The organism is Isoptericola sp. b408 (assembly GCF_030588085.1).
Taxonomy (GTDB): domain Bacteria; phylum Actinomycetota; class Actinomycetes; order Actinomycetales; family Cellulomonadaceae; genus Isoptericola; species Isoptericola sediminis.
Genome location: NZ_JAUQYQ010000002.1, coordinates 531,772 through 546,337, shown reverse-complemented (window position 1 = coordinate 546,337; position 14,566 = coordinate 531,772). Strand labels below are relative to the sequence as shown.

Here is a 14,566-nt window from a genome sequence, read left to right as displayed (position 1 = left end):
GCGGATGGTGCGGAAATCTCAGCCAAACCTCTCGATCAGCGCCTGGGACTGGTGCGGTCCGAGACCGCGGACCCGGCGGGTCTCGGCGATCCCGATCTCTTCCATGATCGCCCGGGCCTTCACCTTACCGACTCCGGGGAGCGACTCGAGCAGGGAGACGACCTTGAGCTTGCCCACGACGTCGTCCTTCTGACCCTGCTCGATCACCTCCTTGAGCGACCCCTGGGAGTACTTCAGACGGTTCTTGATCTCGGCGCGCACCCGGCGCGCCTCGGCTGCCTTCTCGAGGGCCGCCGCACGCTGTTCCGGGGTGAGGGGAGGGAGGGCCACGCAAGTCACCTACTCAGTCGGACCGACAGGGAGTACTGCTCCCTCGAAAGTAGCCACGACCTGCGGGAGCGGCAATCGCTGGGGGCCCCTGTGGGAAAACCCACGCCGGCCGACCGTCGACATTCGTCCCGAACCGCATCCAACCGGACGCGGCCGGGACGTCCCGGCCGGTCAGCGCGCCGGACGCAGCGCCGCGGACACCTCGGCGACGGCCGCCGCGGCAGCACCGCGCAGAGCGCCGGCGTCGGGTCCGGCGGCCAGCACGCCCCGCGACGACGAGGCCAGGACCTGGCCTCGCGCGGCGCCGAACACGGCGGCCAGCTCGCGCTCCCCCGCGCCCTGCGCCCCGACCCCCGGGGCCAGCAGCGGACCGTTGACGGCCGACAGGTCCGTCCCGGTCGCGCGCACCGCGTCCCCGACCGTCGCACCGACCACCAGGCCGACCGACCCCAGCGGTTCGGCGTCGGCGTTCAGGGCCGCCGCCTCGGCCGCGACCGACGCGGCGACGCTGCGCCCGTCGGCGGCGACCGCGTGCTGCACCCGCGCGCCCTCCGGGTTGGAGGTCAGGCACAGCACGAAGACGCCGCGCCCCGTCCCGGCCGCCAGGTCCAGCGCCGGCCGGAGGGAGCCGAAGCCGAGGTAGGGGGTCAGGGTGACGGCGTCGCCCGCCAGGGGCGAGCCGTCCGCGAGGAACGCCTCGGCATAGCCGGCCATCGTGGAGCCGATGTCGCCGCGCTTGGCGTCGACGACCGTCAGGGTGCCCGCCGCGCGGGCGGCGGCCAGGACGTCCTCCAGGGCCGCCAGCCCCCGCGAGCCGTGCCGCTCGAAGAACGCCACCTGCGGCTTCAGGGCCGCCACCCGGCCGCCGAGCGCCTCGACGACACGCAGGCCGAACTCGCGCACACCGGTGGCGTCGTCGGGCAGGGACCAGGCCTCCAGCAGCGCCGCGTGCGGGTCGATGCCCACGCAGAGCGGGCCGTGGTCGTCCATGGCCCCGGCCAGCCGGGCCCCGAACGGCACCGGACCTGCCGGCGCGGTCACGCGTCCGCCCGGACGGCGGCCTCGCGACGCGCCACGGTGGCGGCGGTGTGCTCCTGCAGGCTGCCGACGTCGAACGGGCCGCCGCGCACGGCCTCGATCCCCTGCACCGCCGCGGCGAGCTGGTCGACCGTGGTGACCATGGGCTTGTCGGCGGCCGTCGTGGCCGCCCGGATCTCGTACCCGTCGGCACGCGCGCCCTGACCGGACGGCGAGTTCACCACCAGGTCGACCTTGCCGTCGTTGATGAGGTCGACGACGGTCGGCTCACCGTCCGCGCCCTCGCCCTGGGAGTACTTGCGCACGGTCGTGGCCGCGATGCCGTTGCGGGCCAGCACCTGGGCGGTGCCGGCCGTGGCCAGCACCTCGAAGCCGATCTCCGCCAGCCGCAGCACGGGGAAGACGATCGAGCGCTTGTCCCGGTCGGCGACCGAGACGAACACGGTGCCCCCGGTGGGCAGGCCCCCGTAGGCGGCGGCCTGCGACTTGGCGAAGGCGTGCGGGAAGTCCTTGTCGAACCCCATCACCTCACCGGTCGACCGCATCTCCGGACCGAGCACGGTGTCCACCACGTGCCCCTCGGCGGTGCGGAAACGCTTGAACGGCAGCACGGCCTCCTTGACGGCCAGCGGTGCGCCCAGGTCCAGGCTGCCGCCGTCGCCGGTGGCCGGCAGGACGCCCTCGGCGCGCAGGTCGGCGATCGACTCGCCGACCATGATGCGCGCGGCCGCCTTGGCCAGCGAGGCGCCCGTGGCCTTCGAGACGAACGGCACGGTGCGCGAGGCCCGCGGGTTCGCCTCCAGCACGTACAGCACGTCCGAGACCAGCGCGTACTGGACGTTGAGCAGCCCCCGCACGCCCACGCCGCGGGCGATCGCCTCCGTGGACCGGCGGATCCGCTCGATCTCGGCCTCGCTGAGCGACACCGGGGGCAGCACGCACGCCGAGTCGCCGGAGTGGATGCCCGCCTCCTCGATGTGCTCCATGACGCCGCCGAGGAACAGCTCCTCCCCGTCGAACAGCGCGTCGACGTCGATCTCCATGGCGTCGTCCAGGAAGCGGTCGATGAGCAGCGGGGCGGGCAGGACGCCGGGGGCGCGGGAGGTCACCGCGTGCGCCGCGGCCTCCTCCAGGGCGCGCTCGACGTACCCGGTGAGCTGGTCCGAGGAGTAGACGATCTCCATGCCGCGGCCGCCGAGCACGTAGGACGGGCGCACCAGCACCGGGTAGCCGATGCGGTCCGCGACGTCCCGGGCCTCACCCAGGGACCGCGCGGTGCCGAACGCCGGGGCCGGGAGGCCGGCCTGGGCGAGCACCTCGCCGAACAGGCCGCGGTCCTCGGCCGCGTCGATGGCCTCGGGCGTCGTGCCCAGGACCGGCAGACCGGCGTCGGACAGGCGCTGCGCCAGCGACAGCGGGGTCTGGCCGCCGAGCTGGACGATGATGCCCTTGACCGGCCCCGCGGCGAGCTCGGCCTCGTAGACCTCCAGGACGTCCTCGAAGGTCAGCGGCTCGAAGTACAGCCGGTCCGAGGTGTCGTAGTCCGTCGAGACCGTCTCGGGGTTGCAGTTGACCATGACGGTCTCGTAGGTGTCCTTCAGGGTCAGGGCGGCGTGCACGCACGAGTAGTCGAACTCGATGCCCTGGCCGATCCGGTTGGGTCCGGAACCGAGGATGATGACGGCTTCCCGCTCGCGCGGGGAGACCTCGGTCTCGGTGTCGTAGGACGAGTAGTGGTACGGCGTGCGCGCGGCGAACTCCGCGGCGCAGGTGTCCACCGTCTTGTACACCGGCCGCACGCCCAGGGCGTGACGCGTCTCGCGCACACCGGCCGCTCCCCCGGGCCCCATGGACCGCAGCGCGGCGACCTGGACGTCGGACAGCCCGTGGCGCTTGGCGAGCCGCAGCAGGTCCGCGGTGAGGTTCGGCGCGGCGGCCACCTCGGCGGCGACCTCGTTGACCAGCAGGATCTGGTCCAGGAACCACGGGTCGATCTTGGTCGCGTCGAAGACCTGCTCGAGCGTGGCGTGCCCCGCCTCGACCGCGCGCAGTGCCTGCTGGACGCCGACCAGACGCTGCTCGGTGGGCGTGCGGATCGCGGTGAGGAGCTCGGCCAGCTCGTCGCCGGACGGCGCCTCGCCGGTCCAGTGGAAGTCGACGCCGCCCTTGTCGATGCTGCGCAGCGCCTTGCCGAGGGCCTCGGTGAAGTTGCGGCCCAGGGCCATGGCCTCGCCCACGGACTTCATCGTGGTGGTGAGGGTGTCGTCCGCCGCCGGGAACTTCTCGAAGGCGAACCGCGGCACCTTGACCACGACGTAGTCGAGCGTCGGCTCGAAGCTGGCCGGGGTGACCTGCGTGATGTCGTTGGGGATCTCGTCGAGCGTGTAGCCGACGGCGAGCTTGGCGGCGATCTTCGCGATCGGGAACCCGGTGGCCTTGGAGGCCAGCGCCGACGAGCGCGACACCCGCGGGTTCATCTCGATGACGACGACGCGCCCCGTGTCGGGCTCGACCGCGAACTGGATGTTGCAGCCGCCGGTGTCCACGCCCACCTCGCGGATGACCGCGATGCCGATGTCGCGCAGCGTCTGGTACTCGCGGTCGGTGAGGGTCATCGCCGGGGCGACGGTCACCGAGTCGCCGGTGTGCACGCCGACCGGGTCGACGTTCTCGATGGAGCACACGACCACGACGTTGTCGTTCTTGTCGCGCATGAGCTCCAGCTCGTACTCCTTCCAGCCGAGGATCGACTCCTCCAGGAGCACCTCGGTCACCGGGGAGTAGTGCAGGCCCTGACTCACGATGCGGCGCAGGTCCGCCTCGTCGTAGGCGAGGCCCGACCCGAGCCCGCCCATGGTGTAGGACGGCCGCACGACCATCGGGTAGCCGAGGTCCTCGGCGGCCTCGAGCGCACCGTCGACGGAGTGGATGATGCGCGAGCGGGCGGACTCGCCGCCGCAGACCTCGACGACCTCCTTGAACTCCTCGCGGTCCTCGCCCTTGCGGATGGCCGGGATGTTCGCGCCGATGAGCTCGACGCCGTACTCCTCCAGCACCCCGGCCTCGTGCAGCTCGATGGCCGCGTTGAGGGCCGTCTGCCCGCCGAGGGTGGGCAGCAGGGCGTCGGGTCGCTCCTTGGCGATGATGGAGGTGAGCACCTCGCGGGTGATCGGCTCGACGTAGGTGGCGTCGGCGAACTCCGGGTCGGTCATGATCGTGGCCGGGTTGGAGTTGACCAGCACGACGCGCAGGCCCTCCTCCTTCAGCACACGGCACGCCTGGGTGCCGGAGTAGTCGAACTCGCAGGCCTGGCCGATGACGATCGGGCCGGACCCGATGACCAGGACGGAGGAGAGGTCGGAACGGCGGGGCATCAGTTCTCCTTCTCGCCGGTGGTGGTGCCCGGTGCGGTCAGCGCCGTGAGCGCTGCGTCGGGGACGTGCACGGGCCGGCGGGTGGTCATGAGCTCGACGAAGCGGTCGAACAGGTAGGCGCTGTCGTGCGGTCCGGCGGCGGCCTCGGGGTGGTACTGGACGGAGAACGCCGGCAGGTCCAGGGCGGTCAGGCCCTCGACCACCCGGTCGTTGAGCCCGACGTGGGAGACGATGACGCGCCCGTAGCGGGTGTCGTCGTCGCGCTCGCCGTCGTGCGGGGCGGTGCTGACCGCCTCGACCGGGGCGTCCACGGCGAACCCGTGGTTGTGGGCCGTGACCTCCACCTTGTCCGTGGTGCGGTCCAGCACGGGCTGGTTGATGCCGCGGTGGCCGTAGCCGAGCTTGTAGGTGCCGTAGCCCAGCGCCCGGCCGAAGAGCTGGTTGCCGAAGCAGATGCCGAAGAACGGGATCCGGCGGTCGAGCACCCGGCGCAGCAGGTCGACCTCGGCCGTCGCGGCGGCAGGGTCGCCCGGGCCGTTGGAGAAGAAGACGCCGGACGGGCCGTCCTCGGGCAGCAGCGCGACGACGTCCTCGAAGGTCGCCGACTGGGGCACCACGTGCACGCGCACGCCACGTTCGGCGAGACGCGCGGGCGTCATCGCCTTGATGCCGAGGTCGACGGCCACCACGGTGGCCACGGGGTCGGCCCCGGCGAAGTCGCCGGAGGGCTCGACCGTGTAGGTCTCGGCGGTCGACACCTCGCGGGCGAGGTCCGCGCCGGCCATGGGCGGTGCGGCCCGCACCTCCGCCACGAGGTCCGCGACGTCCCGCTCGACGCCGTCGGTGAACAGCGCGTCGCCGGAGAAGATGCCGGCGCGCATGACGCCGAGCTCGCGCAGGTGGCGCGTGAGGAACCGGGTGTCGACGCCGGCGATGCTGACGACGTCCTGGGACGCCAGCTCCTCGTCGAGGCTGCCGGTGGCCCGCCAGCTCGAGTGCCGGCGGGCGGGGTCGCGCAGGACGTAGCCGGCGACCCAGATGCGGTGCGACTCGGGGTCGTCGGCGTTGATGCCGGTGTTGCCGATGTGCGGCGCGGTCATCACGACGATCTGGCGGTGGTAGGAGGGGTCGGTGAGGGTCTCCTGGTAGCCGGTCATGCCGGTGGAGAACACGATCTCGCCGACGGTGGCGCCCCGGGCGCCGTAGGCGGTGCCGCGGGCGACGGTGCCGTCCTCGAGGACGAGGACCGCCGGTTCGTTGCTGGTGGTGGTGCTCACTGCGGATCCTTCGGGCTCGGCGTGGTCGGGGAGATCAGGGGCCGCACGGCGGCCAGGAGCCGGTCGTGGTCGGCCCGGTGGCGGGTGCGCAGCCCCGTGTCGACGGTGGCGGCCTCGACGGTGCCGTCGGCCGGCACCTGCCAGGTCAGCACGACGAGGCCGTCGCGCCCGACGTACTTGCCGGCCATGCCCGGCGCGGTCCCGGCGGCGCGCAGCGCGTCGGCGGGCAGCAGCAGGGGCCGGGCGGCGTCGCGGTCGACGACGACGCCGCCGGCGTACACGGTGACCTCGGCGTGGGACCGGTCGCCCAGTCCGTGGGCACCGATCCGGGCCAACCAGTCCCCGTGCAGGGTGCTGGAGACGTAGACGGCCTCCACCGGGCCGACGACCCTCTCGCCGAGCTCTCCCTCGGTCAGGGGCGGCTCCGGCGGGGCGGGCACCAGGTGCCGGGTGCGGGTGGCCAGCCGGCGGCGGCCGGTGAGGACGAGCAGCAGCAGGACGAGGCCGACGACGACCCAGATCCCGACGGCGACGGGCAGCGGCAGGTTCATCGGACCGCCTCCCCCACCGCGACCGGCGTGCCGTCGAGCACGGTCGCCCGGCCGCGCAGGAACGTCGCGCGGACCTCTCCGGGCAGGGTGCGCCCGCGGAACGGCGTGTTGCCGCTCGCGGTGACCTGCGCGGCACCGTCGACCGTCCGGCGGGCCGCCGGGTCGAGGAGGGTGAGGTTGGCGGGCTCGCCGACGGCGACCGGTCGACCCTGCGCGGCCGGTCCGGTGTCGACCCGGCCGATCCGTGCGGGGGCGGCCGACAGCACCCGGGCGACGTCCGCCCAGGTCAGCCGCCCGGTGTCGACCATCGTCTCCTGCACCACGCTCAGCGCGGTCTCCAGGCCGGTCATGCCGAACGCGGCGGCGCCCCACTCGCAGTCCTTGTCCTCGCGGGTGTGCGGGGCGTGGTCGGTGGCGACGATGTCGATCGTGCCGTCGGCCAGGCCCTCGCGCACGGCCTCGACGTCGGCCGCGGTGCGCAGCGGCGGGTTCACCTTGAACGTGGGGTCGTAGCTGCGCGCCAGGTCGTCGGTGAGCAGCAGGTGGTGCGGGGTGACCTCGGCGGTGACGTCGATGCCCCGGGACTTGGCCCAGCGCACGATCTCCACCGACCCGGCGGTGGACAGGTGGCACACGTGCAGCCGCGAGCCGACGTGCTCGGCGAGGAGCACGTCGCGGGCGATGATCGCCTCCTCGGCGACGGCGGGCCATCCGGTCAGGCCGATCTCGCCGGAGACGACGCCCTCGTTCATCTGGGCGCCCTCGGTCAGGCGGGGCTCCTGGGCGTGCTGGGCGACGACGCCGTCGAACGCCTTGACGTACTCCAGCGCGCGCCGCATGAGCACGGGGTCCGCGACACACCTGCCGTCGTCGGAGAAGACCCGCACGTGGGCCGCGGAGTCGGCCATGGCCCCCAGCTCGGCGAGACGCTCGCCGTCGAGACCCACCGTCACGGCCCCGACGGGGTGCACGTCCACCCATCCGGCCTCCTGGCCGAGACGGTGGACCTGCTCCACGACACCGGCGGTGTCGGCCACGGGCGAGGTGTTCGCCATCGCGTGCACGGCGGTGAACCCGCCGGCCGCGGCGGCCCGGGTCCCCGAGGCGACGGTCTCGGCGTCCTCGCGACCGGGTTCGCGCAGGTGCGTGTGCAGGTCGACCAGCCCGGGCAGCAGGACCTGCCCGTCGGCCTCGACGACCTCCGCCCCGGTTGTGTCGGCCGCGCCGGCCGCGGTGATCTCGGCGACCACGCCGTCGCGCAGCACGACGTCGGCGGGTTCCCCGCCCAGCGGACGTGCCCCGCGCAGGACGTAGGTGGTGGACTGCTGGCTCACAGGTCGTTCCCTTCTGCCGAGTCCTCCCCGGCCATCAGCAGGTAGAGGGCCGCCATCCGCACGGCGACGCCGTTGGCGACCTGCTCGACGATGACGGCGCGGTCGGAGTCGGCGGCCTCCGCCGAGATCTCCAGGCCCCGGTTCATCGGGCCGGGGTGCAGCACGATCGCGTGGTCGGCCAGCCGCGCCAGGCGCCGGGCGTCCAGGCCGTAGTAGCGGGTGTACTCCAGCGGGCTCGGGAAGAACCCCCCCGCGCCGCCGGACATCCGTTCGCGCTGGACGCGCAGCATCATGACGGCGTCCGGCTGGAACTCCGCCAGGGTCTGGTCGAGGTGGTAGGACACGGCGCACGGCCACGTCTCCACCCCGACGGGGACGAGAGTGGGCGGGGCGACCAGGGTCACCTCGGCGCCGAGCGTGTGCAGCAGCGCCACGTTGGCCCGCGCGACCCGGGAGTGCAGCACGTCGCCGACGATGGCGACCTTCAGGCCTGCCAGGTCGGCACCGACGCCCTCGCCCGCGCCGCCGCGGAGACCCACGAGGTGCCGCCGGATCGTGTACGCGTCCAGCAGCGCCTGGGTGGGGTGCTGGTGCGTGCCGTCGCCCGCGTTGAGCACGCCCGCGTCCAGCCAGCCGGCGTGCGCGAGCTGGTAGGGGGCGCCGGAGGCCCAGTGCCGCACCACGACGGCGTCGGCGCCCATGGCGTGCAGCGTCAGGGCCGTGTCCTTGAGGGACTCTCCCTTGGAGACGCTCGACCCCTTGGCGGAGAAGTTGATGACGTCGGCGGACAGCCGCTTGGCGGCGGTCTCGAAGGAGATCCGGGTGCGGGTGGAGTCCTCGAAGAAGAGGTTGACCACGGTGCGCCCGCGCAGGGTGGGCAGCTTCTTGATCTCGCGGGACTGGGTCGCGGCCATCTGCGCCGCGGTGTCCAGCAGCAGCACCGCCTCGTCCTTGCTCAGGTCGGCGGTGGAGAGCAGGTGCTTCATCGCGCACCCCCCTCGCCGTGCTCGCGGCCGGAGATGACCACGGCGTCCTCGACCCCGTCGACCTCGGAGAGCAGCACGCGGACACGCTCCGAGGTGGAGGTCGGCAGGTTCTTGCCCACGAAGTCCGGGCGGATGGGCAGCTCGCGGTGCCCGCGGTCGACCAGGCAGGCCAGGCGGACCGCCCGCGGGCGGCCCAGGTCGCCGAGGGCGTCCAGCGCGGCGCGGATGGTCCGGCCGGAGTAGAGCACGTCGTCGACGAGCACGACCGTGCGCCCCTCGATCCCCGCCTGCGGCAGGCGGGTGACGCCGACGGCGCGGGTGGGCTGGCGACGCAGGTCGTCGCGGTACATCGTGACGTCGAGCTCGCCGGTGCTCGCGGCGGGGTCGAAGGCCGGTTCGATGCCGGCCAGCCGCTCGGCGAGCCGGTGGGCGAGGGTCACCCCCCGGGTCGGGATGCCGAGCAGCACCACGTCGTCGGCGCCCTTGGCGCGTTCGACGATCTCGTGGGCGATGCGGGTGAGGGCGCGGGAGACGTCGCTCGCGCCGAGGACGGTCGTGCCGTCCGGGGTGGGGTCTGCGGGCAGCGCAGGGCCAGGGCTCAACGGGACTCCTTCTCCGCCTCACGGGACGGCATTAAAGGGGGTCTGTTCCGGGCAAGCCTAACCCGGAACCTCGGCGGCGGGCGCCGGGCGTCCGCACGGTGGACGCCCGGCGGCCCGCGCCGTCAGTCGAGCAGGGTCGGCTTGATCTCCATCAGCCGCCCGAGGACGCCGTTGACGAAGCTCGGCGACTCGTCGGTGGACAGCTGGCCCGCCAGGTCCACCGCCTCGTCGACGGCCACGGCGTCGGGCACGTCGTCGTTGTACAGCAGCTCGTAGGCACCCACCCGCAGGAGCGACCGGTCGACGGCCGGCATGCGCGCCAGGGTCCAGTCGCGCGAGTAGGTCTCGAGCAGCTCGTCGATCCGCTCGCGGTGGGCGACGACGCCCTCGACGAGCTCGACGGTGTACTGCGGCACGCTCGCCTCGGCGTGCGGCTCGATCACCCGGTCGGCGAGCAGCACGAGCGGGTCCATCGCGCGCTGCTCCGACTCGAAGAGGATGTCGGCGGCGCGCTTGCGCGCCTTGGTCCGTGCGCCCACGTCAGTCGTTCACGCGGCCGAGGTACGACCCGTCACGGGTGTCGACCTTGACCTTGGTGCCCTGGTCGAGGAACAGCGGGACCTGGACCTCGGCGCCGGTCTCCAGGGTGGCCGGCTTCGTGCCGCCGGTGGAGCGGTCGCCCTGCAGGCCCGGCTCGGTGTAGGTGATCTCCAGCACGACCGACGGGGGCAGCTCGACGTAGAGGGGGACGCCCTCGTTCATGGCGACCATGACGCTCATGCCCTCGAGCATGTAGTCCTTGGCGCCGCCCACGACGGTCGTGGAGACCGGGATCTGGTCGTAGGTGTCGGTGTCCATGAAGACGAAGTCCTCGCCGTCCATGTACAGGTACTGGTAGTCGCGGCGGTCCACGTTGGCCGTCTCGACCTTCGCGCCGGCGTTGAACGTCTTGTCGACCACCTTGCCCGAGAGCACGTTCTTCAGCTTGGTGCGGACGAACGCGCCACCCTTGCCCGGCTTGACGTGCTGGAACTCGAGAACGGACCAGAGCTGGCCGTCGATGCGCAGCACGGTGCCGTTCTTGATGTCGTTGGAGGTAGCCACGGTGTTGTTCGTCCTCGACAGGTCTCGGGAAAGGATGGTCGGCCGGTCGCCCCGGCGGGATGTCGGCATCCCGGCGGCAGAACGGCCCGGAACAGTCTACAGGGACGACAGCAGCGCCTGCCCGGCCACCCCGAGCGACCCCGCCCACACCAACGAGGCGAGGCTGCCCACGACGAACCGCTCCCCCGCCACGGGGTGCTCGCGCAGCTCCGGCAGCCGGCCCAGCGCCTTGACGGCGACGACGACGGCGACCCCCTCCGGGTAGCCGGCCAGGACGGTGCCGGTGATCGCGAACCGCTCGAGCAGACCGATCCACGTGCCGTTGCCGAGCACGGCCAGCGCCTCGGCCTGCGCCCGCGCCCCGGCCCGGGACTCGGCGTGCCGCAGCACGAGGGGCACCAGCCAGGCACCACCCCCGACGCTCAGGGCGAGGGTGACCACCCACAGCCCGACGGCCCACCAGATCATCGCCTCACTCCTCCACCGGTCCGCCGGGTCCGTCCGCGGCGCACGCCGCCACGTCGGCCGCCCGCAGCAGCCGCGCGGCCAGGGGACGCACCGCCAGCTCCTCGGCCCACAGGGCGGTGCGCAGCCGTTGGCTGACCGCCTGCTCGCTCACGCCCAGGACCTCCGCCGTCGCCCGTTGCGGCGCCGCCGACGCCTCCTGCTCGCCGAGGGTATCGACGGCCTCCCAGCCGGCCGGGGACCGACGCGCCGCGACGGCGCCCAGCAGCCGGAGCAGCGACTGGGCGTCCGCGGCGATCGTGGCTCCCGGCTCGTCCGTGGCACCGACGACGGCGAGCGGCACGACGCTGCCGCGCCGCTTGGCGTCCTCGACCGCCTCGCGCGCCCGGACGAACGCCGGGCCGGACGCGGCGCGCGAGGCGGCCGGCAACGGATCCTGCACGGCCCCGACGCCGACGCCGACCGACCAGCCCCCGTCGCGCAGGAGGTCGGCGACGATCTCGACGGCGAGCCGGGCACCGTCGTCGCCGTCCAGCACACCCTGCACCTCGTCGCCGACCGTCCGGTCGAACCCGAGGCGCACGCCGGGCCGCTCGCCGCCCGTGCGGGTGCGCAGCAGCGCGAGCACCTCCGGCACGAGGTCACCCCGGGTGGTGCTGTCCCGCTGGTCCACCGTCAGCACGATCATGGATCAAGCATAGAGTCTTGATGGTGCCTGATCAAGCAAGAGGACTTGATATGCGGTGATCTAGTGCGAGAGCTTGTGAGAGATCGCCTCGAGCGCCAGGCGGTAGGAGTCGAAGCCGAACCCGGCCACGGTCCCCGTCGCGATGCCGGCGACCACCGAGTAGTGCCGGAACGACTCCCGCGCCGCCGGGTTGGACAGGTGCACCTCGACCAGCAGCAGCGACGACGTCGTCACCTGGGCCGCGGCGTCCCGCAGCGCATAGCTGTAGTGGGTGAAGGCTGCAGGGTTGAGGACGACGTGCGACCGCGAGTCCACGGCCTCGTGCAGCCAGCCCACGATCTGCGCCTCGTCGTCGGTCTGGCGCACCTCCACGTCCAGACCGAGCCGCGCGCCCCAGTCGTCGGCGACCTCGCGCAGGTCCGCCATCGACGCGTGGCCGTAGATCTCCGGCTCGCGCACGCCGAGCCGGCCGAGGTTCGGGCCGTTGAGGATCATCACGCGCGGTGTGTCGGTCATGTCCCGAGCCTAGCCAGCACTCCCCCGCCCGGTCACCGGGCCGACCACCCGCGCCAGCGCTCCACGGCGAGCCGGACCACCGGACCGGACGGTCGCGCGCGTCGGTACGGCGCGTACCGGGCGGCCAGCGCGTCCAGCGCGGCCTCGCGGCCGGCGTCGCCCGACCGGGCGCGGACGTCCGCCCGGACCCACCACAGCCGGTCCCAGTCGTCGTCGTAGACGTCCACCAGCAGTGCCGCCCGCGGGTTGGCCCGCAGGTTGCGCAGCCGGCGCAGGTCGCTCGTCCGCTTGGGCTTGTGGTCGACGGCGGTCACCACGTCGACCCGGTCCGGGGCGCCATCCAGCGCGGGAACCACGGCGAACGTCACCGGCACCAGGTGCGGCACGTCGTCGGCGGAGGTGGCGAGCACCGCATGACGTGCCGCGGCGAACCGGCGGCGGCAGGTGGCCGCGTCGAGGGCCGGCACGGGCGTCTACACCGGCCGGCGCGTCCGGAGGGCGTCGATCTCCTCACGGCGCAGCGTCACCAGCCGGTCCACGACCTCGCCGGGCAGCGGATGGTCGGGCTGGAACGCGATCGACCCCTTCGTCACCCGGAAGTCGGCCAGCCGGTCGGCGAGCGCCACGATCGCCGCCGGGCTGAACGGATAGACACCGACGTGGTGCGCCCGGGCGACGACGGCGAGCAGCGGGCTGTCCCGGTACCGCAGCGCCGGCATGCCGTAGCCGACACCCTCGGTGGCCTCGGGCACGAGCCGACGCGCCCGGGCGACGACGTCGGCCACCGCGGACCGGTCGGGCTCGTCCAGGCCGGCCACGTACGCGGTCACCTGCCCCATGCGACCCATGCTGCGGGCGTCCCGCGTACCTCGCCAGCGGGTCGCACCGGCAGGTCCCGTGGGCAGGTCACGAGGGAGAGGTCAGCGCTCGGCGGGATCGGTGACCACGAGCATGAGCACCAGTCCGGCGAGCAGGACGACGACGATCGCGAGCGTGCCCCAGATCGTCGCACCGGTCAGGGCGATGACGGCGGTCCACAGCGCCGGGGTCAGGAACGAGACGGCGCGGCCGGTGGTGGCGTACAGCCCGAACACCTCCGACTCCCGGCCCGCGGGCGTGACCCGCGCCAGGAACGACCGGGAGGCGGACTGCGCGGGCCCGACGAACGCCGTCAGGGCGAGCCCGGCGACCCAGAACACCGGAGCCCCCAGGGGGTACAGCGCGACGATCGCCGTGCCGCACAGCACCAGGGCGGCCAGCGACCACAGGATCACCGTGCGCGGCCCCAACCGGTCGTCGAAGAGTCCCGCGGCCATGGTGCTCACGCCGGCGATGAGGTTCGCCGCGATGCCGAAGATCATCACGTCGTTGTCGCCGAAGCGGTAGGACACGGCCGCGACGATCGCGCCGAAGGTGAACACGCCGGCCAGCCCGTCGCGGTAGACGGCGCTGGCCAGCAGGAACCAGAAGGTCGTGCGCGCGGTGCGCCACAGGTCGACGACGTCCCGCCACAGCTCGACGTAGCCCGCGAAGAACCCCACCCGGGGCCTGTCCGCGGCCGGCGGGGCCTCGGGCACCCGGCGGAAGAGCGGCCAGGCGAAGGCGACGGCCCACAACCCGCACCCGATCGCGATCGCCCGGTAGCCCCAGCCGTCCGAGGTGTCCATCCCGAAGAAGTCCGCGCTGCTGGCCACGACCACCAGGACGAGCGCGACGATCCCGCCCATGTAACCCAGGCCCCAGCCCAGCCCGGAGACGCGACCCACGGTGGACGGCGTCGAGACCTGCGTGAGCATCGCGTTGTAGTTCACCCCGGCGATCTCCCCCGCCACGCTGCCCAGCGACACGAGCGCGGCCCCGAGCGCGAAGTACGCCGGCTCCGCCCGCACGAGGCCGAGACCGAACATCGCCACGACGAGCACGACCGTGCCCCCGGCGAGCCAGGCCTTGCGGCGGCCGGCCACGTCGGCCCGGCGGCCCAGCACGGGTGCGAGCAGCGCCACCAGCACCCCGCCGGCGGTGATCCAGGCGCCCAGCCCGCTGGAGAGCGTGGCCAGGGCGCTCTCCCGGGCCGGGTCGTCCGCGCCCAGCGCCGCCACGGACGGCTCCAGGAAGGCGTCGCTGGTCAGGTACAGGGCGGTGAAGACGAAGGTGACGATCACCGTGTTGAACGGCTGGGTGGCCCAGTCCCACAGGGCCCACGCCACCACGCGACGCCGCCGCTCGGTGGGCGGCAGCGTGGCGAAGGTGGCGGAGGCGTCGTCGTGGCCCGACGACGTCGTCGGTGTCGTGTCGCTCATG

General features: G+C 73.4%; 16 protein-coding genes. All 16 read right to left on the bottom strand.

Features of this window, described 5'->3' with window-relative positions; genetic code table 11:
• Nucleotides 1-18: 18 nt before the first annotated feature.
• Nucleotides 19-330, bottom strand: coding sequence for an integration host factor, actinobacterial type (gene mihF, locus Q6347_RS08220; RefSeq protein WP_171248254.1), 312 nt, complete (start codon nucleotides 328-330; stop codon nucleotides 19-21).
• A gap of 171 nt (nucleotides 331-501) precedes the next feature.
• A complete protein-coding gene (gene pyrF / locus Q6347_RS08215) occupies nucleotides 502-1,371 on the bottom strand; it encodes an orotidine-5'-phosphate decarboxylase (protein ID WP_304604057.1) in 870 nt (289 codons plus the stop codon).
• Nucleotides 1,368-4,742, bottom strand: a complete 3,375-nt coding sequence (carB, locus tag Q6347_RS08210; protein WP_304607115.1) for a carbamoyl-phosphate synthase large subunit — start codon at nucleotides 4,740-4,742, stop codon at nucleotides 1,368-1,370. The genes pyrF and carB overlap by 4 nt, the downstream gene beginning before the upstream one ends.
• Nucleotides 4,742-6,019 (bottom strand): glutamine-hydrolyzing carbamoyl-phosphate synthase small subunit, encoded by a 1,278-nt coding sequence (carA, locus tag Q6347_RS08205; protein ID WP_304604059.1) that lies wholly within the window; start codon nucleotides 6,017-6,019, stop codon nucleotides 4,742-4,744. The genes carB and carA overlap by 1 nt, the downstream gene beginning before the upstream one ends.
• Nucleotides 6,016-6,570: a hypothetical protein gene (locus tag Q6347_RS08200; protein WP_304607114.1), complete on the bottom strand. Its 555-nt coding sequence runs from the start codon at nucleotides 6,568-6,570 to the stop codon at nucleotides 6,016-6,018. The genes carA and Q6347_RS08200 overlap by 4 nt, the downstream gene beginning before the upstream one ends.
• Nucleotides 6,567-7,904: a dihydroorotase gene (locus Q6347_RS08195; RefSeq protein ID WP_304604061.1), complete on the bottom strand. Its 1,338-nt coding sequence runs from the start codon at nucleotides 7,902-7,904 to the stop codon at nucleotides 6,567-6,569. Before Q6347_RS08195 ends, Q6347_RS08200 begins: the two co-directional genes overlap by 4 nt.
• Nucleotides 7,901-8,890, bottom strand: coding sequence for an aspartate carbamoyltransferase catalytic subunit (locus Q6347_RS08190; RefSeq protein ID WP_171248248.1), 990 nt, complete (start codon nucleotides 8,888-8,890; stop codon nucleotides 7,901-7,903). Before Q6347_RS08190 ends, Q6347_RS08195 begins: the two co-directional genes overlap by 4 nt.
• Entirely contained in the window at nucleotides 8,887-9,492 is a 606-nt protein-coding gene (gene pyrR / locus Q6347_RS08185) for a bifunctional pyr operon transcriptional regulator/uracil phosphoribosyltransferase PyrR (RefSeq protein WP_304604062.1), read from the bottom strand. The genes Q6347_RS08190 and pyrR overlap by 4 nt, the downstream gene beginning before the upstream one ends.
• 122 nt (nucleotides 9,493-9,614) lie before the next feature.
• The gene (nusB, locus tag Q6347_RS08180; protein WP_171248247.1) at nucleotides 9,615-10,031 is read right to left on the bottom strand and encodes a transcription antitermination factor NusB; all 417 of its coding nucleotides are present in this window, start codon (nucleotides 10,029-10,031) and stop codon (nucleotides 9,615-9,617) included.
• A 1-nt stretch (nucleotide 10,032) separates the two neighbouring features.
• Nucleotides 10,033-10,596, bottom strand: a complete 564-nt coding sequence (efp, locus tag Q6347_RS08175) for an elongation factor P (RefSeq protein WP_171248246.1) — start codon at nucleotides 10,594-10,596, stop codon at nucleotides 10,033-10,035.
• A 96-nt stretch (nucleotides 10,597-10,692) separates the two neighbouring features.
• Nucleotides 10,693-11,064, bottom strand: a complete 372-nt coding sequence (locus tag Q6347_RS08170; RefSeq protein WP_171248245.1) for a hypothetical protein — start codon at nucleotides 11,062-11,064, stop codon at nucleotides 10,693-10,695.
• Nucleotides 11,065-11,068: 4 nt separating this feature from the next.
• Nucleotides 11,069-11,749: a hypothetical protein gene (locus Q6347_RS08165; RefSeq protein ID WP_304604063.1), complete on the bottom strand. Its 681-nt coding sequence runs from the start codon at nucleotides 11,747-11,749 to the stop codon at nucleotides 11,069-11,071.
• A gap of 60 nt (nucleotides 11,750-11,809) precedes the next feature.
• Nucleotides 11,810-12,265, bottom strand: coding sequence for a type II 3-dehydroquinate dehydratase (locus Q6347_RS08160; protein ID WP_171248243.1), 456 nt, complete (start codon nucleotides 12,263-12,265; stop codon nucleotides 11,810-11,812).
• A gap of 32 nt (nucleotides 12,266-12,297) precedes the next feature.
• Nucleotides 12,298-12,732 carry a TIGR03668 family PPOX class F420-dependent oxidoreductase gene (locus Q6347_RS08155; RefSeq protein WP_304607113.1) on the bottom strand — a complete coding sequence of 145 codons (435 nt, stop codon included), beginning with the start codon at nucleotides 12,730-12,732 and terminating at the stop codon, nucleotides 12,298-12,300.
• A 6-nt stretch (nucleotides 12,733-12,738) separates the two neighbouring features.
• Nucleotides 12,739-13,104, bottom strand: coding sequence for an iron chaperone (locus tag Q6347_RS08150; RefSeq protein WP_171248241.1), 366 nt, complete (start codon nucleotides 13,102-13,104; stop codon nucleotides 12,739-12,741).
• Between the two features lie 81 nt (nucleotides 13,105-13,185).
• Nucleotides 13,186-14,565, bottom strand: coding sequence for an MFS transporter (locus Q6347_RS08145; protein ID WP_304607112.1), 1,380 nt, complete (start codon nucleotides 14,563-14,565; stop codon nucleotides 13,186-13,188).
• Nucleotide 14,566 lies beyond the last annotated feature (1 nt).